Source organism: Pseudonocardia xishanensis, from assembly GCF_039541715.1.
GTDB lineage: Bacteria > Actinomycetota > Actinomycetes > Mycobacteriales > Pseudonocardiaceae > Pseudonocardia > Pseudonocardia xishanensis.
The window spans coordinates 193,388-212,147 of record NZ_BAABGT010000024.1; the positions used below are offsets into that span (position 1 = coordinate 193,388).

Here is an 18,760-nt window from a genome sequence, read left to right on the forward strand (position 1 = left end):
CGACGAGAGAGGTCGACGACGCGATAGAGGCGCACGCGGATGCCGAGGCGGATCACTCCGAGCAGTCGACGTGAGATCACAGGCCCCGGCGACGGCACGGCGGCCGCGCACACCCCGCACGGCGCGAGTCGCTCAGTCCGACTCGATCATCCGCGCGATCCGCTCGAAGTCCTCCGCGGATCCGAACTCCACGACGAGCCTGCCCTTGCGGGCACCCATCTCGACCTTGACCGTGGTGTCGAAGCGATCCGAGAGGCGGTCCGCCACCGCTGTCATGCCTTCACTGACCGACGGGCGTCCGCGCGGCTTCCGCTGCTTCGCCGAGGGTGCCTCGTTGCGCGCGAGGACCACGGCCTCCTCGGTCGCGCGGACCGACAGGCCCTCGGCGACGATCCGGGTGGCGAGCTCCTCCTGGGCGGCGGCGTCGTCCAGCCCCAGGAGGGCTCGAGCGTGTCCGGCGGACAGGACGCCTGCGGCGACCCGGCGCTGGACCGCGACCGGCAGTTTCAGCAGCCGGATCATGTTGGTGACGACCGGCCTGCTGCGACCGATCCGGTCGGCGAGCTCGGTCTGGGTCACGCCGAACTCCGCGAGCAGCTGCTCGTACGCGGCCGCCTCCTCCAACGGGTTCAGCTGGACGCGGTGGATGTTCTCCAGCAGCGCGTCCCGGAGCATCGCCTCGTCGCCGGTACTGCGCACGATGGCGGGCAGGACTTCGAGCCCGGCGCGTTGCGAGGCCCGCCAGCGCCGCTCGCCCATCACGAGCTCGAACAGGCCCTCACCCATGTCCCGGACGACGACCGGCTGCAGGAGCCCGAACTCGCGGATGGAGTGCTCGAGCTCGGCGAGGTGCTCGTCGTCGAACTGGGTGCGGGGCTGCCTGGGGTTGGGCCGGATCGCGCCGACGGGGATCTCGCGGTACACCGCGCCGACCTCCACCGGTGGGGTCACCGGAGTCGGCAGGGTCTGGTACAGATCCGTCGGCTGGGTCGACCCGTAGCCGTAGCCGAGGGTGGACGTCGGACTCGTGGGGATCAGCGCGGCCAGACCTCGACCCAATCCGCCCTTGCGCTCGGCCATCTACACCCCGTTCGTCTCCGCGCCGGCACCCATGTGCGAGCCGTACTCCGAGATCTCCCGAGCCGCATCGACGTAGCTCATCGCACCCCGAGAGCCGGGGTCGTACGCGAGCACGGTCTGGCTGTAGCCCGGTGCCTCGGAGACCTTCACGCTACGCGGGATCACCGTCCGCAGGACCGTATTGCCGAAATGCTGCCGAACTTCCGAGGTGACCTGGTCGGCCAGCTTCGTGCGGCCGTCGTACATGGTGAGCAGGATGGTCGACACGTGCAGCGCGGTGTTGAGGTGCGAGCGGACGAGGTCGATGTTGCTCAGCAGCTGCCCGAGACCCTCCAGCGCGTAGTACTCGCACTGGATCGGGATCAGGACCTCCTGCGCCGCGACGAGCGCGTTGACCGTCAGGAGGCCGAGGGAGGGCGGGCAGTCGATGAGGACGTAGTCGACACCCAGCTCGTCCAGCACCTCGTCCGAGAGGGCCTGCCGCAGCCGCGACTCCCGGGCCACCATGCTGACCAGCTCGATCTCAGCGCCCGCGAGATCGATCGTGGCGGGGACACAGAGCAGGTTCTCCGAGGCGGTGCTCGTCGCCGTGGCCTCGACCATGCTGATCTCACCCAGCAGGGCCTCGTAGACCGACGGCGTGCCGGCCCGGTGTTCGACGCCGAGCGCGGTACTGGCGTTGCCCTGCGGGTCGAGGTCGACGACCAGAACCTTCAGGCCGTGCATGGCGAGCGCGGCGGCCACGTTGACCGTGCTGGTCGTCTTGCCCACGCCGCCCTTCTGGTTCGCGACCGACAGGATCCGGCGGTGCGCGGGCTTGGGCATGCGGTGCCGATCGGGATGCCGCAGGCGGGCGGCTCGCTCCGCCTCCTCGGCGATCGGGGTCCAGCCGAGGCTCATCGCGGGGGACCTTCCTGACGCTGTTTCACGTGGAACGCTTCTTCCGGGACCGACCGGCGGGCCGGCCTTCGCGCTCGACCGCCACCACCGTGCTCGGCGGGTCGACGATGCCCGCGCCGCAGTGCTCGATCCACGGCGTACCGCCGCCGAGCCTGCGGACCTCCGCGGCATCGCGGTCGATCTCCTCGGGAGCCGAGGCGCCCTTGACGGCGAGCAGCCTGCCACCGGTGCGGAGCAGGGGGAGAGACCAGGCGGCGAGACGGGCGAGCGGAGCGACAGCACGAGCGGTGACCACGTCGGCCCCCTCCCATCGTCGCCGGATGACATTCTCCTCCGCCCTGCCGCGCTCGACCGTCAGCGACAGGCCGAGATCCTCGACGATCTCGACCAGCCACTCCACCCGACGGGCAAGCGGCTCGACGAGCACGATCCGGAGATCCGGTCGGGCCAGCGCCAACGGTATCCCGGGGAGGCCCGCTCCCGAGCCCACGTCCACGACTTTCGCGCTGTCCGGCACCAGATCCGCGACGACGGCGCAGTTCAGGACGTGCCGATCCCACAACCGGTCGGCTTCACGCGGCCCGATGAGCCCGCGTTCGACTCCCGAGGTCGCCAGGTGCTCGACGTAGCGGGCCGCCAGATCGAGCCGGTCACCGAAGACCTTACCGGCGCTCGCGGGTGGGGGGTGTTCCACGTGAAACCTCAAACTCGGAGAAGAGACAGCGACGCCCTCCGGTCCGAACAGGACACGGAGGGCGTGCTGCAGGGAGTCACTTGTCGCGGAAGACGACGACCTGCCTGCGCGGCTCCTCGCCCTCGCTCTCGCTGGAGACGCCCTTCACCGCGGCGACGGCGTCGTGCACGACCTTGCGCTCGAAGGGGGTCATCGGACGGAGTCGGGCCGGTTCGCCGGACTCCTTGACCTCCTCGGCGGTGCGGGTGCCGAGCTCGGTGAGCTCGTCTCGGCGGTTCTGTCGCCAGCCCGCGATGTCGAGCATCAGCCGGCTGCGGTTCCCCGAGGCCTGTTGCACCGCCAGCCGGGTCAGTTCCTGCAGGGACTCCAACGCCGAGCCCTTCTCCCCGACGAGCTTCGCGAGGTCCTCGCCACCGTCGATGCTGACGATCGCGCGGCCCGCCTCGACGTCCAGGTCGATGTCGCCGTCGTAGTCCAGGATGTCCAGGAGGCGTTCGAGGTAGTCCCCGGCGATGTCGCCTTCCTTGATCAGCTGATCCTCCGACCCGCCCTCCGCGGTCTTCGGCACGGTACGTCTCCTCTCCAGTCGCGAACCGTCCGGACCACCAACGGCGATCCGGACGACGTGAGCGAGGCGCACCCCGCTCGAAGGTCTGCTACCGGCGCTTCTTGCCCTTGCGGGCCTGCGTCCGGTTACCGCCGCCGTGCCCACCGGGCCGGTTCGCGGGTTTGCCGCCGACCGGCTTCGCGCCGGGCTTGGGCTTGTTCACGGGCTTGGCCCCGGGCTTCCGAGCCGGAGCGGAGTCGACGTCCTCGATCTCCTGCTCGACGACCTCGGGCTCGCTCGGAGTGGCGCCGTTGCGGTTGGGCTTCTGGCCGGGGCGGGGCGCCAGCGCGTTGCGCTGCTGGGACGCCTTCTCCTTCATCTCCCGCTCCTCGGCATCGATCTTCTTGTAGACGATGTACTGCTGGCCCAGCGTCCACAGGTTGTTCGACACCCAGTAGAAGAGGATCGCCAGCGGCAGGAACGGGCCACCGACGACCACGCCGATCGGGAACACGTAGAGCATCAGCTTCTGCATGATCGCGGTCTGCTGGTTCGCCATGGCGGCCGGGTTGGCGGCCTGCCGGGCGACCGAGTGCCGCGCCGTGATGTGGGTGAAGATGCCCGCGAGGATCATCAGCGGGATCATCACGATCAGCTGGTTGGTGAGGTTCCCACCGAGCTCGGCGAGGGTCGTCGTGGAGTACTGCGTATTGATGACCGTGGCGCCGAGCTTCGCCCCGAAGAAGCTCGAGTCGACGAACGACCGAACCTCGTCGGCGCCGAAGAAGTAGTTCTCCGTCTTGCCGGGCCGGAACTCGCGCAGCACGTGGAACAGGCCGATGAACACCGGGACCTGGACCAGGACGGGGAGACAGCCACCGAGCGGGTTGGCCCCGTTCTCCGACTGCAGCTTCTGCATCTCCTGCGCGAGCTTCTGCCGGTCGTTGGCGTACTTCTTCCGGAGCCGCTGCATCTCCGGCGCCATGTCCTGCATCTTGCGCATGGACCGGACCTGCCCGACGAAGGGCTTGTACAGGATCGCGCGCAGCGTGAAGACCAGGAAGATGACCGCCAGGACCCACGAGATCCCCGAGTCGGGGCCGAAGACGAAGCCGAACGCCTTGTGCCAGACCCACATGATGAACGACACGGGGTAGTAGATGAAGTTCAGCACGGCGCTTGCTCCTCGCACTTCTCAGTGCAGTGGTCGGGTCCGGGATCGGCGGCGGGTGCCCGGGGCGGCACCGGGTCCACACCGCCAGGGTGCCACGGGTGGCAGCGCAGCAGCCGTAGCAGCGCCAGCCAGGTGCCCTTCGCCGCGCCGTGCACCTGCACGGCCTCGAGGGCGTAGGCGCTGCAGCTGGGATAGAAGCGGCAGCTCGGCGGCAGGTTCGGGGAGATCCAACGCTGGTAGAAGCGCACGAGCCCGATGAGCACACGGGCCACGGGGGAGGGCTTCACCGGGCGCCCGCCTTGCGGAGCCCGGAGTCCAGATCGGCTCCGAGCTCGCGGGAGGTGGCCGTGGCGGCGGGCGGGAGCGCCCGCACGACGAGCATCGCGCCAGGGGGCAGTGCGTCCAGCCGGTCCGCGACGAGGTGCCGCAGCCGACGGGTGACCCGGTGCCGCACCACGGCGTTGCCGACGGCCTTGCTCACGACGAATCCGGCCCTCGGGGCGAGGACCGGATTCGGGTTCACGTCCAGATGCACGACGAGGCGGGTGCGCCCTGCGCGGCGACCGCGGCGGATCGTCGAGGCGAACTCGTCCCGCCGGGTCAGCCGGGCGCCGGCAGGCAGCACTCCGACGTCGAGGAGGTCAGGCCGAGAGCGCGGCGCGGCCCTTGCGGCGACGCCCCGAGAGGATGGCGCGGCCCGCGCGGGTGCGCATCCGGAGCCGGAAACCGTGCGTCTTGGCCCGGCGGCGGTTGTTCGGCTGAAAGGTGCGCTTGCTCACGGTCGTCTCTCCCGATCGACGAACCGCTGGTGGGGCCGTCGGTAGCTGCTCTGGTCGTGCGCACACCCGAGAACGGGGCGCGCCTGCGGTTCAGGGTACTTAAGCTCGCGAACGAGGGTCAAACCACCCCCGGACCGACCCCGAGCCGGGTGACGGCGAGATAGCTCCCCGTCATCGTCGCAGGTGGGAACGGGCGCCCCGAACAGGGTCCCACCTGCGCATCTTGTGGTCTCGGGCCGGTCGTTGTTAGCGTGCGGCCTTCACGTTCCATCCGGGGGGATCGGGACATCCGCTCCGCGCTTTCGGCTCGTCGAGGGCACCGCGGTCCGTCAGGTGAGGGTCGCCGGCGGCCCGGCGAGCTCCCCTGCGTACGGTCGTGCACATGTGTGGATAAGTCTGGGGATACCTCGGACTCCGCGCGCACGAGACGACTGATCAGACTGCGAAGCCGCCCCCAGCCGGCGACGCGAAGAGAGGGGCCCAGCGGTGGCCGAAGCAGGTGACCTCGCCCGGGTATGGGACCTGGTCATCGCCGACCTCGCCGCACCCCCGGACAACGGCGGGCCCGGCCTCTCGGCCCAGCAGCGCGCGTTCCTCCGCCTCACCCGCCCACTCGGTCTGTTGGACGGCACCGCGCTCCTGGCCGCGCCGAGCGAGTTCGCCAAGGACGCCATCGAGCGGATCCTGCGTCGCCACATCAGCGAGGCGATCGGCCGCCATCTCGGGGTCCAGGTCAACCTGGCCGTCGTCGTCGACCCCAACGCGGCGTCCGGCGGCACCGAGGTCCCGGACCCGCCGTCGCGCCGTCCGGTCGGGGCGCCGTCGTACGGGGCACCGTCGCTCGGGGCGATCGCGGAGTCCAACGCCCCCGGTCCGCTGCCGCTCGGGTCGGACGGCGCCACTGCGGACGTGCCCACCCCACCGGCGGGCATCCCGATCGACCCCGCGGACGCGGCCGCACTGCCGGAGCCCTCGGGCGTCGAGGGTGGCGCGCCGCCGCCGCTCGACGCGCGCCCCGAGCCGTGGCCCACCTACTCGGCCCCGCAGGCGAACGACTCGGTCGCGCCGCGGTCGCAGACACGGCTCAACGAGAAGTACATCTTCGACACCTTCGTCATCGGCGCGTCCAACCGCTTCAGCCACGCGGCCGCGGTCGCGGTGGCCGAGGCGCCCGCTCGCGCCTACAACCCCCTCTTCATCTGGGGGGAGTCCGGGCTCGGCAAGACCCACCTGTTGCACGCGGTGGGGCACTACGCCCAGCGGCTCTTCCCCGGCATGCGCGTCCGGTACGTCAGTACCGAGGAGTTCACGAACGACTTCATCAACTCCCTGCGCGACGACCGCAAGGTCGCCTTCCAGCGCCGCTACCGGGACGTCGACGTGCTCCTGGTCGACGACATCCAGTTCCTGGAGGGCAAGGAGGGGACCCAGGAGGAGTTCTTCCACACCTTCAACACCCTCCACAACGCGAACAAGCAGATCGTCGTCTCCTCCGACCGGCCGCCGAAGCGTCTCGAGACCCTCGAGGACCGCATGCGCACCCGGTTCGAGTGGGGGCTGATCACCGACATCCAGCCGCCCGAGCTGGAGACGCGGATCGCCATCCTCCGCAAGAAGGCGGCCCAGGACCGGCTCGCGGTGCCCGGGGACGTGCTGGAGTTCATCGCCGAGCGCATCGAGCGGAACATCCGCGAGCTCGAGGGCGCGCTCATCCGTGTCACGGCGTTCGCCTCGCTCAACCGCCAGCCCGTGGACACCCAGCTCGCCGAGATCGTGCTCCGGGACCTCATCCCGGACTCCGCGGCCTCCGAGATCACCGCGCCGACGATCATGGCCGTCACCGCCGAGTTCTTCGACGTGACGATGGAGGAGCTCTGCGGGCCGGGGAAGACGAAGGCGCTCGCGCAGGCCCGGCAGATCTCCATGTACCTGTGCCGCGAGCTGACCGACCTCTCCCTCCCGCGCATCGGCCAGACCTTCGGCGGCCGCGACCACACCACGGTCATGCACGCGGACAAGAAGATCCGCAACGAGATCTCCCTGCGCCGCAAGACCTTCGAGCAGGTCCAGGAGCTCACCGCGCGGATCAAGCAGCGCGCACGGCACTGAGCGCTTCCCGGCCGTCGCGCCGGGGGTGACGCGTCGGCGCTCGCCCGGACGTTCCCGGCACCGTCGGAACGATCATCCGCGGCCGGTGGTCCTGTCCCGGAGCGCCGTCCCGCGTCGAGTTGTCCCCAGCGCATCCACCCCCTTCCTCACTCCGAGGACACAACTCGCTCCGTCACCATGCTCACACCCACATGGAGCACGGGGCTCGGACCCCAGCGAGGCTCACCGACCCACCCGCGGGTCGCCTCGAAGATCGACAACGGCCCCGTGCGAGATCGACAACGCGGCCTCGTCGTCCACCACGCCGTTTCCGAATCGAGATCTCGGCAACCCGCGTGTCGCTCCCATACGAACCGTTCGTCGTCTGCTAATGAGCGTTCGCCGCACAGCCCGTCGATCGGGACCGCCGTCCCGTGACCGCTTCCGTCACGGACCGTTGCAGATCGTGTGCAGGGCGGGACTCCAGAGGGTCCGAGCGCCGTCACCGCGTCGCCGCGAGAACGCCGACCGGTCGCACAGCGTGGACGCATGGCCACGCTTCACCCACATCTGGGGACAACTCTGTGGATTGTCGCGCCGGGACCGGTGGACGGATGCCCCCGAGACGGTGGACAACTCGGCCCCGAGCCGGGGACAACCCAGGAACAACATCGCCCACGGCCGGGCTGTCCACCGCCCCGCCGATCCGTCCCCGCTCCGTCCGCAGGCTCCGTCCCCAGGACGCCGCACCGCCTGACCTGCGACGAAAGGCTCCATCCACACTGTGCACAGGCCCTATCTCTACGGCTGTATCTCTCTCCTTCGAAGAACTACAGAGAGACAACGCGGTGGATGGAGCCCCGGACGGGCGGCCGGGTCGGACGCACACCGCCGACGTGACACCCGGGCTCGGGAGGCTCTACGGTGAGTCGGCCGAACCCGGACTCCCGGAGCGTCGGTGGAGTCACTCCGGGACCGGCCGAGCCGCGAGGGGACGACCCGCCGCGAACCGTCCGAGATCCGGGCTCCTCACAGTCAGTTCTGTGTGCCCGCCTCCCGGTCACACCCAGTGGCCACCGGTGAAAGGTCCCCCTCGCATGAAGTTCCGGGTCGAACGCGACGTGCTCGCCGATGCCGCAGCCTGGGTCGCCCGCAGCCTGCCCGCGCGGCCGCCGGTGCCGGTCCTGGGCGGCGTCCTGGTCGACGCGGCGTCCGCCGAGGGCGGGGACCGGCTCACGGTCTCCGGTTTCGACTACGAGACCTCGGCCCGGGTGGAGCTGGACGCGACGATCGGCGATCCCGGCAAGGTGCTCGTCTCCGGCAGGCTCCTCGCGGACATCACCCGCGCCCTGCCGAACAAGCCGGTCGACCTGGTCGTCGACGGGTCCCGGGCCACGATCAACTGCGGCAACAGCCGCTTCTCGCTGCCGACCATGCCCGTCGAGGACTACCCGCAGCTGCCGTCGATGCCGCAGCGGGCGGGCGCGGTCGACGCGGCCGAGCTCGCGGGCGCGGTCGCCCAGGTCGCCGTCGCAGCGGGCCGAGACGACACGCTGCCGATGCTGACCGGTATCCGACTCGAGATCGAGGGCACCCGGCTGACCCTCGCCGCCACCGACCGGTTCCGGCTGGCCGTGCGCGAGCTGGACTGGCAGCCGGAGGACGCGAGCGGCTCCACCGCCGTCCTCATCCCGGCGAAGACCCTGTCGGACGTCGCGAAGACGCTCGCGGGTGCGGGCAGCGTCGAGATCTCCCTGTCCGCGGGGGACGGCATGCTCGGCCTCACCGGCGGCGGCCGCCGCGCCACCACCCGCCTGCTGGATGCGGAGTTCCCCCGCTTCCGGCAGCTGATCCCGGCCGAGCACACCACGGCCGCCGAGCTGGAGGTCGCCGCGCTCGTCGAGGCGATCAAGCGCGTGTCGCTGGTCGCCGACCGGGTCGCGCAGATCCGGATGGAGTTCGGCGAGGACGGGCTGCGGCTCGCGGCGGGCGGCGAGGACGTCGGGAGCGCCGAGGAGGAGCTGCCCTGCGCGCTCGACGGCGGCGCGCTGACCATCGCGTTCAACCCCGGCTACCTGCTCGACGCCCTGGGTGCCCTGCACACCGAGAAGGCGCAGCTGACCTTCACGACCCCGAACCGGCCCGCGCTCGTGCGCCCGGTCCTGCCCCCCGCGGACGGCTCGGAGACGGACGCGGCGCCCCCCGCCACCCCGGGCTACCTCCACCTGCTGATGCCGGTGCGCCTCCCGGGTTGATCGCCGGCACGATGAGTGTCGACGGGTAGACCCACGAGCGAGGAGCGGGACGTGCAACTCGGACTGATCGGCCTGGGCCGCATGGGCGGGAACATGCGGGACCGGGTGCGGGCGGCGGGCCACGAGGTCGTCGGGTACGACCCGCGGCCGGACGTCACGGACGTCCCGTCGCTCACCGATCTCGCCAAGGCGCTGTCCGCGCCCCGGGTGGTCTGGGTGATGGTCCCGTCCGGCGAGCCGACCCGCTCCACGGTGCGGTCACTGGCGGACATCCTCGAGCCGGGCGACCTGGTGATCGACGGCGGCAACTCCCGCTACACCGACGACGCCCCCAACGCGGAGTTGTTGCACGCCAAGGGGATCGGCTACGTCGACTGCGGCGTGTCCGGTGGCATCTGGGGCAAGGACAACGGCTACGGCCTGATGGCGGGCGGGGCGCAGGAGCACATCGACCTCGCCATGCCGATCTTCGACGCACTGCGCCCCGAGGGACCGCGCGAGGAGGGCTTCGCGCACGCGGGCCCCGTCGGCGCCGGGCACTTCTCGAAGATGGTGCACAACGGCATCGAGTACGGCCTGATGCAGGCCTACGCCGAGGGCTTCGAGCTGATGGAGGCCTCGCCGCTGGTGGAGAACGTGCCCGCGGTGATCGAGGCGTGGTCGCGCGGCACGGTCGTTCGCTCCTGGCTACTGGACCTGCTGGTCAACGCGCTCAAGGAGGACCCGCACCTGGCGGACCTCGAGGGCTACGTGGACGACTCCGGCGAGGGCCGCTGGACGATCGAGGAGGCCATCCAGCACGCCGTCCCGCTGCCGGTGATCTCCGCCGCCCTGTTCGCCCGGTTCGCCTCGCGCCAGGACGAGTCGCCGGCCATGAAGGCCGTTGCGGCACTGCGGAACCAGTTCGGCGGGCACGCGGTGAAGAAGATCGGTGCCGGACCGTCCGGCGCGCCGGGCGACCACGCGGGCCCCAGCTCGGGGACCGGCAGCACGCAGGGCTGATGCACCTGCGGCGACTGGCCGTCGAGGACTTCCGGTCCTGGGAGCGGGCCGAGCTCGACCTCGAGCCGGGGATCACGGTCCTGGTCGGGTCGAACGGCGTCGGCAAGACGAACCTCGTCGAGGCCGTCGGCTACGTCGCCACCCTGGGCTCGCACCGCGTCGCCAACGACGCCCCGCTGATCCGGCGGGGCGCCGAGCGCGCCATCGTGCGGGCGCAGGTGGTGCACCAGGGCCGCGAGCTGTTCGTCGAGTTGGAGATCACCGCGGGGCGGGCGAACCGGGCGCGGGTCAACCGCGCGCCGGTCCCGCGCCCCCGAGAGATCCTCGGGATCCTGCGTTGCGTGCTGTTCGCGCCCGAGGATCTCGCGCTGGTGCGCGGCGATCCCGGTGAGCGCAGGCGGTTCCTCGACGAGCTGCTCGTCGCGCGCTTCCCGCGCTACGCCGGCGTGCGCAGCGACTACGACCGCGTACTGAAGCAGCGGTCGGCGTTGCTGAAGACCGCACGGAACCGGCAGGCCGACCTCTCCACGCTCGAGGTGTGGGACGGACACCTCGCCCGGCACGGCGCCGCGCTGCTGGCCGGGCGGCTGGAGCTGGTCGAGGGGATCGCGCCCCACGCGGAGAAGGCGTTCTCCGAGGTGGCGCCCACGTCGGACCCGCTGACGCTGGGGTACAGGTGCTCCATCCCCGGCGAGCTGGACCGCCGGAACCTGGAGGTCATGCTGCTCGACGAGCTGGCCCAGGTCCGCCGCCAGGAGATCGAGCGTGGGGTGTGCCTCGTCGGCCCGCACCGAGACGACCTGCTGCTCAACCTCGGTGAGGGCCCGGCGAAGGGCTACGCCAGCCACGGCGAGTCCTGGGCGATCGCGTTGGCCCTGCGGCTGGCGTCCTACCGGCTGCTCAAGGCGGACGACGTCGAGCCGGTCCTGATCCTGGACGACGTCTTCGCCGAGCTGGACGCCCAACGCCGCCGCGCGTTGTGTGCGGTCGCCGCAGAGGCGGAACAGGTCATCGTGACCGCGGCCGTCGACGAGGACGTCCCGGCGCAGCTGCGCGGCACCCGGTTCGCGGTGGGTGGCGGCGCCGTGCGCCGGTCCGACCCGTCGAACTCGGCCTGACGTGCAGGGGTACGGACCATGACGAGAGCCCCCCGAACGGGGCGCTCCTGGGGACAAGGCTGTGGATACTGTGGATAACTCCCGCTCCTCTGGTGACTCCAGTCACAAGAAGCCGCCCAACGCCGCCCAGCGACCGTCGACCCCGCCGGCCACCCACAGCTCTGCCCACAGCCCTGGGGACAGCGCCGGGGACACCGCTCACCGCAGTCCGGCGGAGGGCGAGAAGCGGGGTGCGGACCTCGCTCGGGACGCCCTCGCCGCGGCCCGGGAGGCGAACGCGCAGAAGCGCAGGGAGCAGGCCGCCGAGCAGCGCGGCGAGCGTCCCAAGGGCACCCGGGGGCGGCGTCGGCGCTGGTCCGGGGCCGGTCCCGACAACCGGGACCCGCAGCCGTTCGGCCGGGTGGTGTCCCGGGTGGCGATGGACCGCGGCTGGTCCTCCCGGCTCACCGACGCGACTGTGCTCGGCCGGTGGAACTCCCTCGTCGGGCCGGACATCGCCGACCACTGCACGCCCGTCTCCCTGCGGGACGGCGAGCTGGTCCTGCAGGCCGAGTCCACGGCCTGGGCCACCCAGCTCCGCACACTGCAGCGGCAGCTGCTCCAGCAGCTGGCGAAGGCGGTCGGCCCGGACGTCGTGCGGCGGATCAGGGTCACGGGTCCCCAGGGGCCGAGCTGGCGCCACGGCCCGCGGCACGTCCGGGGTCGGGGCCCGCGAGACACCTACGGCTGAAGCCGGTTGATGATCCACTCTTCCGTGCTCTCAGCGCGGTGTCTGCAACCCTGAGAGCACGGAACCGGCGACCTCGCCGCGCTGACAGCACGAAACGTGCTCCCGTGCCGGGGCGGACCGGGCGCCCCTGGCCACTACCGGGTGACCGTTCGCGTCCGCCAGCGAGCCGCTGAGCGCCCCGTGATGGCGCGGGAGCGCCGTTCGACCCCCGTTTCGGCCGTCCGGACCCGATTCGGGCCCGGATCGGGCGGCTGTGACGGTTCTGGACGTGTCCTAGCCGTCTTTCTGCCGGAGCCGACCGGTAGAATCAAGACAGTGTGTCGGTCGGGCTGGTCCCGGCCGATCCCCCCAGCCGGTACCGGCCCCGCCTCCCGCGGGCTCGGGCGCCGGCTCACGTGGCGAGGAGCAGGCAGCCCAGTGGCGGAGAAGAAGAGCGGCTACAGCGCGTCGTCGATCCAGGTGCTCGAGGGTCTGGAAGCAGTCCGCAAGCGCCCCGGCATGTACATCGGATCCACCGGCGAGCGTGGCCTGCACCACCTCATCTGGGAGGTCGTGGACAACGCCGTCGACGAGGCGATGGCCGGGTACGCGACCAAGGTCGAGGTGACCCTCACGGCGGACGGCGGCGTCCGGGTCATCGACGACGGCCGCGGCATCCCCGTCGACATGCACCCCGTGGAGAAGAAGCCCGCCGTCGAGGTCGTGCTCACCGTGCTCCACGCGGGCGGCAAGTTCGACGGCAAGTCCTACGCGGTCTCCGGCGGTCTGCACGGCGTCGGCGTCTCCGTGGTGAACGCGCTGTCCAGCAGGCTGGACGTCGAGATCAACGTGGACGGGTTCGTCTGGACCCAGCGGTACGACCACTCCGTGCCCGGCGTGCTGCACAAGGGCGAGCCGTCCACGCGCACCGGCACCTCGATCACGTTCTGGGCGGACCCCACGATCTTCGAGACCACCACCTACAGCCTGGAGACGATCCAGCGCAGGCTGCAGGAGATGGCCTTCCTCAACAAGGGCCTCACGATCGTGCTGCGCGACGAGCGCAACCCGGAGTCGGACGCCGAGGAGGAGCCCGACGCGGAGGGCTTCGTCGCGAAGGTCAAGGAGCAGACCTTCCACTACCCGGGCGGCCTCGAGGACTTCGTCGCGTTCATCAACCGCAGCAAGGACGCGATCCACAAGAAGGTCATCGGCTACACCGGCGAGGGTCCCGGCCACCAGGTCGAGGTCGCGATGCAGTGGAACTCGGGCTATTCCGAGTCCGTCTACACCTTCGCCAACACGATCAACACCCACGAGGGCGGCACCCACGAGGAGGGCTTCCGCTCCGCGCTGACCACCACGGTCAACAAGTACGCGCGGGACAAGAAGCTGATCAAGGAGAAGGACCCGGCGCTGTCCGGGGACGACATCCGCGAGGGCCTCGCCGCGATCGTCAGCGTCAAGGTGGCAGAGCCGCAGTTCGAGGGCCAGACCAAGACCAAGCTCGGCAACACCGAGGTCAAGTCGTTCGTGCAGAAGATCAGCAACGAGTGGCTGGCGGACTGGTTCGAGCGCAACCCCGCCGAGGCCAAGATCATCGTCAACAAGGCGGTCTCGTCGGCGCAGGCGCGGCTCGCGGCGCGCAAGGCGCGTGAGCTCGTGCGGCGCAAGAGCGCCGGTGACATCGGCGGCCTGCCCGGCAAGCTGGCGGACTGCCGCTCCACGGACCCGATCAAGTCCGAGGTCTACATCGTGGAGGGCGACTCAGCGGGCGGCTCGGCCAAGTCCGGCCGGGACTCGATGTACCAGGCGATCCTGCCCATCCGCGGCAAGATCATCAACGTCGAGAAGGCCCGCATCGACCGCGTCCTCAAGAACACCGAGGTCCAGGCCATCATCACGGCCCTGGGCACCGGCATCCACGATGAGTTCGACCTCGAGAAGCTGCGCTACCACAAGATCGTGCTGATGGCGGACGCGGACGTGGACGGCCAGCACATCCGCACGCTGCTGCTCACCCTGCTGTTCCGCTTCATGCGGCCGTTGGTCGAGGCGGGGCACGTGTTCCTGGCCAACCCGCCGCTCTACAAGATCAAGTGGGGTGGTCGCGGCGCCGAGCCGGAGTTCGCCTACTCGGACGCCGAGCGGGACGGGCTCATCGCCGCGGGCCGCGAGGCGGGCAAGAAGCTGCCCAAGGACGAGGGCATCCAGCGCTACAAGGGCCTCGGCGAGATGAACGCCAAGGAGCTGTGGGAGACCACGATGGACCCGGCCCACCGGATGCTGTCGCGGGTCACCCTGGACGACGCCGCCACCGCGGACGAGCTGTTCTCGGTGCTGATGGGCGAGGACGTCGAGTCCCGCCGCTCCTTCATCACGCGGAACGCCAAGGACGTCCGGTTCCTCGACGTCTGACCGTCCGATACACACGTATAGATAGCGAGCTCTCGTGACAGACACCTTGGACCCGGCGCTCCCCGGCGCCGGCGGTGGCGACCGGATCGAGCCGGTCGACATCCAGCAGGAGATGCAGCGCTCCTACATCGACTACGCGATGAGCGTGATCGTCGGGCGCGCGCTGCCGCTCGTCGAGGACGGGCTCAAGCCGGTGCACCGGCGCGTCCTGTACTCGATGGGGGAGAACGGCTTCCGGCCGGACCGCTCCTACGTCAAGTGCGCCCGCGTCGTCGGCGAGGTGATGGGTAACTACCACCCGCACGGCGACAGCTCGATCTACGACGCGCTCGTCCGGCTCGCGCAGCCGTGGTCGATGCGCTACCCGCTGATCGACGGGCAGGGCAACTTCGGCTCCCGGGGCAACGACCCCGCGGCGGCGATGCGGTACACGGAGTGCAGGCTCACCCCCCTCGCGATGGCGATGTTGCAGGACATCGACGAGGAGACCGTCGACTTCACGGACAACTACGACGGCAAGACCCAGGAGCCGGACGTCCTGCCGGCCCGGGTGCCCAACCTGCTGATCAACGGCAGCTCGGGCATCGCCGTCGGGATGGCCACCAACATCCCGCCGCACAACCTGCGCGAGGTGGGTGCCGGCGTCGTCTGGGCGCTGGACAACTACGAGGCGTCGGACGAGGAGCTCCTCGAGGCGCTGATGGAGCGCATCAAGGGCCCGGACTTCCCGACCGCGGGCCTGATCGTGGGCCGGGACGGCATCGAGTCCGCCTACCGCACGGGCCGCGGCTCGGTGCGGATGCGCGCCGTCGTGGAGGTGGAGGAGGACGCCAAGGGGCGCTCGATCCTCGTCGTCACCGAGCTGCCGTACCAGGTCAACCCGGACAACCTCGTCGAGTCCATCGCCGGCATGGTGCGCGACGGCAAGATGACCGGCATCTCCGAGATCAACGACGAGTCCTCGGACCGCATCGGCATGCGGATCGTGTTCACGCTCAAGCGGGACGCCGTCGCCAAGGTCGTGCTGAACAACCTGTACAAGCACAGCCAGCTGCAGTACAGCTTCGGCGTCAACATGCTGGCGATCGTGGACGGCGTGCCCCGCACGCTGCGGCTGGACCAGGTCGTCCGGAACTACATCCGGCACCAGATCGAGGTCATCGTCCGGCGCACCCGCTTCCGGCTGCGCAAGGCCGAGGAGCGGGCCCACATCCTGCGTGGTCTGGTCAAGGCGCTGGACGCGCTGGACGAGGTCATCGCCCTCATCCGGGCGTCGGCGACGGTGGACGTCGCGCGCCAGGGTCTCATCGACCTCCTCGAGGTCGACGAGATCCAGGCGCAGGCCATCCTCGACATGCAGCTGCGTCGGCTGGCCGCGCTCGAGCGGCAGAAGATCATCGACGAGCTGGCCGAGATCGAGCTCGAGATCGCGGACTACCAGGACATCCTGGCCCGGCCCGAGCGGCAGCGGCAGATCGTCCGGGACGAGCTCAGCGAGATCGTCGAGAAGCACGGGGACGACCGGCGCACCCGGCTGGTGGCGGACGACGGGGACGTCACCAACGAGGACCTCATCGCCGTCGAGGACGTGGTCGTCACGATCACGCAGACCGGCTACGCGAAGCGCACCAAGACCGACCTCTACCGGGCGCAGAAGCGCGGCGGCAAGGGCGTGCAGGGCGCCACGCTGAAGCAGGACGACATCGTCGCCCACTTCTTCGTGTGCTCCACGCACGACTGGATGCTGTTCTTCACCAACAAGGGCCGGGTCTACCGGCTCAAGGCGTACGAGCTGCCCGAGGCGAACCGCAACGCCCGCGGCCAGCACGTCGCGAACCTGCTGGCCTTCCAGCCGGACGAGCACATCGCCCAGGTCATGCAGATCAAGGACTACCAGGCGGCGCCGTACCTGGTGCTGGCCACGAAGAACGGCCTGGTGAAGAAGTCCCGCCTGGAGGACTTCGACTCCAACCGCTCGGGCGGCCTGATCGGCATCAACCTCCGGGACGAGGACGAGCTGGTCGGCGCGGTGCTCTGCTCCGCCGAGGACGACCTGCTGCTGGTCTCGGCCGAGGGCCAGTCCATCCGGTTCACCGCGTCGGACGAGGTGCTCCGGCCGATGGGCCGCGCCACGTCGGGTGTGCTGGGCATGCGCTTCAACTCCGGCGACCAGCTGCTCTCGCTCGGCGTCGTCCAGAACGACAAGTTCGTCCTGGTCGCCACGGCGGGCGGGTACGCCAAGCGCACGCCGATCGAGGACTACCCGGTGCAGGGCCGCGGCGGTAAGGGAGTGTTGACCCTCCAGTACGACCGCAGGCGTGGCACGCTGGTCGGTGCGCTCATCGTCGGCATCGACGACGAGCTGTACGCGATCACGTCCACCGGTGGCGTCATCCGGACCTCGGCCCGCGAGGTGCGGAAGGCAGGCCGGCAGACCAAGGGAGTCCGTCTGATGAACCTCGGCGAGACCGCCACGCTGCTGGCCGTCGCGCGCAACGCCGAGGACGACGACGAGGCCCCGGAGGGAACCGGCTGACCGCCGGTCCCCGCCCTCCCTGCACGCCGACCGTCGAGGAGTGCTCCACCTCGTGAGCGACAACGAAGAGAACCCGCCGACGACGTCGGGGCCGAACGGCCGAGTGGCCACGGACGGCTACGTCCGTGAGCCACAGCTGCCCGCGGACGGTGCGCCCGAGGCCCCGGCGGACGCGTCCGAGATCGTCGAGGACCGCACCACGCCCGCCAACGGCGCAGTGCACCCCGGGGAGTCCGAGCAGGCGGGGGAACGCAACGGCTCCGCGGAGTCGGCTTCCGCCGCCGAGCCCGGTCCCGCCTCGGCGGAGCCGGAGTCCGGCTCCGCGGGTTCCCCGGCGCCGAACGAGACCGCCGTGTTCCCCCGGTCCGCCGCGCCCGCGCCCAGCCCGCTGCCGCGGCCCCGTCCGGACGTGTCGTCGTCGAACCCGGTCGCCCGCGAGGAGGAGCCGGTCACCCAGGCCTTCCAGCCCGGCTCGGTGCCCACCCCGCCCCCTTGGCGACGGGCCTCGGGCACCCCGGAGGTCACCGAGACCGCGACCTCGCGTCCGACCCCGCGCCAGGCCCCGGTGGACTCGCTGCTCAGCGAGGCCCCCACGGCCTACCTGGACCGTGGGGGCGCACCCTCCTCCGGTCAGGCGTCGTTCGGCGGTCTGCGGGCGGACGTGCACGCCGAGGTCCCGGCCGTCGGGGAGCGGGCGCCGCGACAGGCCCTGCTGCAGGTCAAGCGGTTCGACCCGTGGTCGGTGCTCAAGCTGGCGCTGGTCCTGGCCGTGGTGCTGTTCTTCATCTGGCTGGTCGCGGTCGGCGTGCTGTACGGCGTGCTGGACGGCATGGGCGTCTGGGACCGCCTCAACGGCACCTACGCCGACCTCGTCTCCGGCGGGGAGCAGAGCGGCGGCGGCTCGCTGATCAGCGCGGGCAGCGTGTTCGGCATCGCCGCGGTGATCGGTGCGGTCAACAGCCTGCTGTTCGCCGTGGCCATGACCGTGGGCGCCTTCGTCTACAACGTCTCCGCCGACCTGGTCGGCGGGGTCGAGGTCACGCTCTCCGAGCGGGACTGACCCCCCGCGGAACGGCGTGCGGGGCTGCTGTAAAGTTCTGCACGCCGCAGGGGCCTATAGCTCAGTTGGTTAGAGCGCATCGCTGATAACGATGAGGTCGCTGGTTCAAATCCAGCTAGGCCCACTCCACCGGCTTCGAGGTGATCGACGTGAAGAAGCTCCTCGCGGTTCTCGCCGCGGCCGGCGCCGCGATCCTGGTAGCCCTCTCGCTGAGGTCCCGTACCGACACGGATCCCTGGCACGAGGCCACCACCCGGTAGGCTTGGCTCCACGGGGACGTAGCTCAATTGGCAGAGCACCGCCTTTGCAAGGCGGGGGTTAGGGGTTCGATTCCCCTCGTCTCCACCACCGCTCACCAGCAGATTCGCTGAGGAGCCCGCTCGCGGATCGGCCGAGTGTT

General features: G+C 70.6%; 17 protein-coding genes and 2 tRNA genes. 11 read left to right on the forward strand and 8 right to left on the reverse strand.

What is annotated here, in order from left to right; genetic code table 11:
- Positions 1-132 precede the first annotated feature (132 nt).
- The 8 genes from ABD993_RS08300 to rpmH all read right to left on the reverse strand — a co-directional run bounded on the left by ABD993_RS08300 (position 133) and on the right by rpmH (position 5,174).
- Positions 133-1,080 carry a ParB/RepB/Spo0J family partition protein gene (locus ABD993_RS08300; RefSeq protein WP_345414375.1) on the reverse strand — a complete coding sequence of 316 codons (948 nt, stop codon included), beginning with the start codon at positions 1,078-1,080 and terminating at the stop codon, positions 133-135.
- Positions 1,081-1,980, reverse strand: a complete 900-nt coding sequence (locus ABD993_RS08305; protein WP_345414377.1) for a ParA family protein — start codon at positions 1,978-1,980, stop codon at positions 1,081-1,083.
- 25 nt (positions 1,981-2,005) lie between these two features.
- Entirely contained in the window at positions 2,006-2,674 is a 669-nt protein-coding gene (gene rsmG, locus ABD993_RS08310; RefSeq protein ID WP_345414379.1) for a 16S rRNA (guanine(527)-N(7))-methyltransferase RsmG, read from the reverse strand.
- A 76-nt stretch (positions 2,675-2,750) separates the two neighbouring features.
- Positions 2,751-3,242 carry a Jag family protein gene (locus tag ABD993_RS08315; RefSeq protein WP_345414381.1) on the reverse strand — a complete coding sequence of 164 codons (492 nt, stop codon included), beginning with the start codon at positions 3,240-3,242 and terminating at the stop codon, positions 2,751-2,753.
- An 88-nt stretch (positions 3,243-3,330) separates the two neighbouring features.
- Positions 3,331-4,395: a membrane protein insertase YidC gene (gene yidC, locus ABD993_RS08320; RefSeq protein WP_345414383.1), complete on the reverse strand. Its 1,065-nt coding sequence runs from the start codon at positions 4,393-4,395 to the stop codon at positions 3,331-3,333.
- Positions 4,389-4,682, reverse strand: coding sequence for a membrane protein insertion efficiency factor YidD (gene yidD, locus ABD993_RS08325; protein WP_345414385.1), 294 nt, complete (start codon positions 4,680-4,682; stop codon positions 4,389-4,391). Before yidD ends, yidC begins: the two co-directional genes overlap by 7 nt.
- Positions 4,679-5,020 carry a ribonuclease P protein component gene (gene rnpA, locus ABD993_RS08330; protein ID WP_345414387.1) on the reverse strand — a complete coding sequence of 114 codons (342 nt, stop codon included), beginning with the start codon at positions 5,018-5,020 and terminating at the stop codon, positions 4,679-4,681. The genes yidD and rnpA overlap by 4 nt, the downstream gene beginning before the upstream one ends.
- A gap of 16 nt (positions 5,021-5,036) precedes the next feature.
- On the reverse strand, positions 5,037-5,174 hold the full coding sequence (gene rpmH, locus ABD993_RS08335; RefSeq protein ID WP_345414390.1) for a 50S ribosomal protein L34: 138 nt from the start codon (positions 5,172-5,174) through the stop codon (positions 5,037-5,039).
- A 486-nt stretch (positions 5,175-5,660) separates the two neighbouring features.
- Here rpmH and dnaA point away from each other — a divergent pair, with 486 nt between their 5' ends.
- From dnaA to ABD993_RS08390, 11 genes are all read left to right on the forward strand, one after another.
- Positions 5,661-7,283 (forward strand): chromosomal replication initiator protein DnaA, encoded by a 1,623-nt coding sequence (dnaA, locus tag ABD993_RS08340; protein ID WP_425568918.1) that lies wholly within the window; start codon positions 5,661-5,663, stop codon positions 7,281-7,283.
- Between the two features lie 1,076 nt (positions 7,284-8,359).
- Complete coding sequence (dnaN, locus tag ABD993_RS08345; RefSeq protein WP_345414392.1) at positions 8,360-9,517, forward strand: DNA polymerase III subunit beta; 1,158 nt, start codon at positions 8,360-8,362, stop codon at positions 9,515-9,517.
- A 15-nt stretch (positions 9,518-9,532) separates the two neighbouring features.
- Positions 9,533-10,519 carry a phosphogluconate dehydrogenase (NAD(+)-dependent, decarboxylating) gene (gene gnd, locus ABD993_RS08350; protein WP_425568919.1) on the forward strand — a complete coding sequence of 329 codons (987 nt, stop codon included), beginning with the start codon at positions 9,533-9,535 and terminating at the stop codon, positions 10,517-10,519.
- The gene (gene recF, locus ABD993_RS08355; protein WP_345414396.1) at positions 10,519-11,637 is read left to right on the forward strand and encodes a DNA replication/repair protein RecF; all 1,119 of its coding nucleotides are present in this window, start codon (positions 10,519-10,521) and stop codon (positions 11,635-11,637) included. The genes gnd and recF overlap by 1 nt, the downstream gene beginning before the upstream one ends.
- A 61-nt stretch (positions 11,638-11,698) precedes the next feature.
- Complete coding sequence (locus ABD993_RS08360) at positions 11,699-12,367, forward strand: DciA family protein (protein WP_345414398.1); 669 nt, start codon at positions 11,699-11,701, stop codon at positions 12,365-12,367.
- 417 nt (positions 12,368-12,784) lie between these two features.
- Positions 12,785-14,764 carry a DNA topoisomerase (ATP-hydrolyzing) subunit B gene (gene gyrB, locus ABD993_RS08365; protein WP_345414400.1) on the forward strand — a complete coding sequence of 660 codons (1,980 nt, stop codon included), beginning with the start codon at positions 12,785-12,787 and terminating at the stop codon, positions 14,762-14,764.
- A 34-nt stretch (positions 14,765-14,798) separates the two neighbouring features.
- Positions 14,799-17,300 carry a DNA gyrase subunit A gene (gene gyrA, locus ABD993_RS08370; protein WP_345414402.1) on the forward strand — a complete coding sequence of 834 codons (2,502 nt, stop codon included), beginning with the start codon at positions 14,799-14,801 and terminating at the stop codon, positions 17,298-17,300.
- A 52-nt stretch (positions 17,301-17,352) separates the two neighbouring features.
- Positions 17,353-18,360 (forward strand): DUF3566 domain-containing protein, encoded by a 1,008-nt coding sequence (locus tag ABD993_RS36645; protein WP_425568920.1) that lies wholly within the window; start codon positions 17,353-17,355, stop codon positions 18,358-18,360.
- A gap of 50 nt (positions 18,361-18,410) precedes the next feature.
- Positions 18,411-18,484: transfer RNA gene (locus ABD993_RS08380), tRNA-Ile, on the forward strand.
- 25 nt (positions 18,485-18,509) lie between these two features.
- Positions 18,510-18,620: a DLW-39 family protein gene (locus ABD993_RS08385; RefSeq protein ID WP_345414403.1), complete on the forward strand. Its 111-nt coding sequence runs from the start codon at positions 18,510-18,512 to the stop codon at positions 18,618-18,620.
- Between the two features lie 12 nt (positions 18,621-18,632).
- A tRNA-Ala gene (locus ABD993_RS08390) sits at positions 18,633-18,708 on the forward strand.
- The last annotated feature ends 52 nt before the right edge of the window (positions 18,709-18,760 follow it).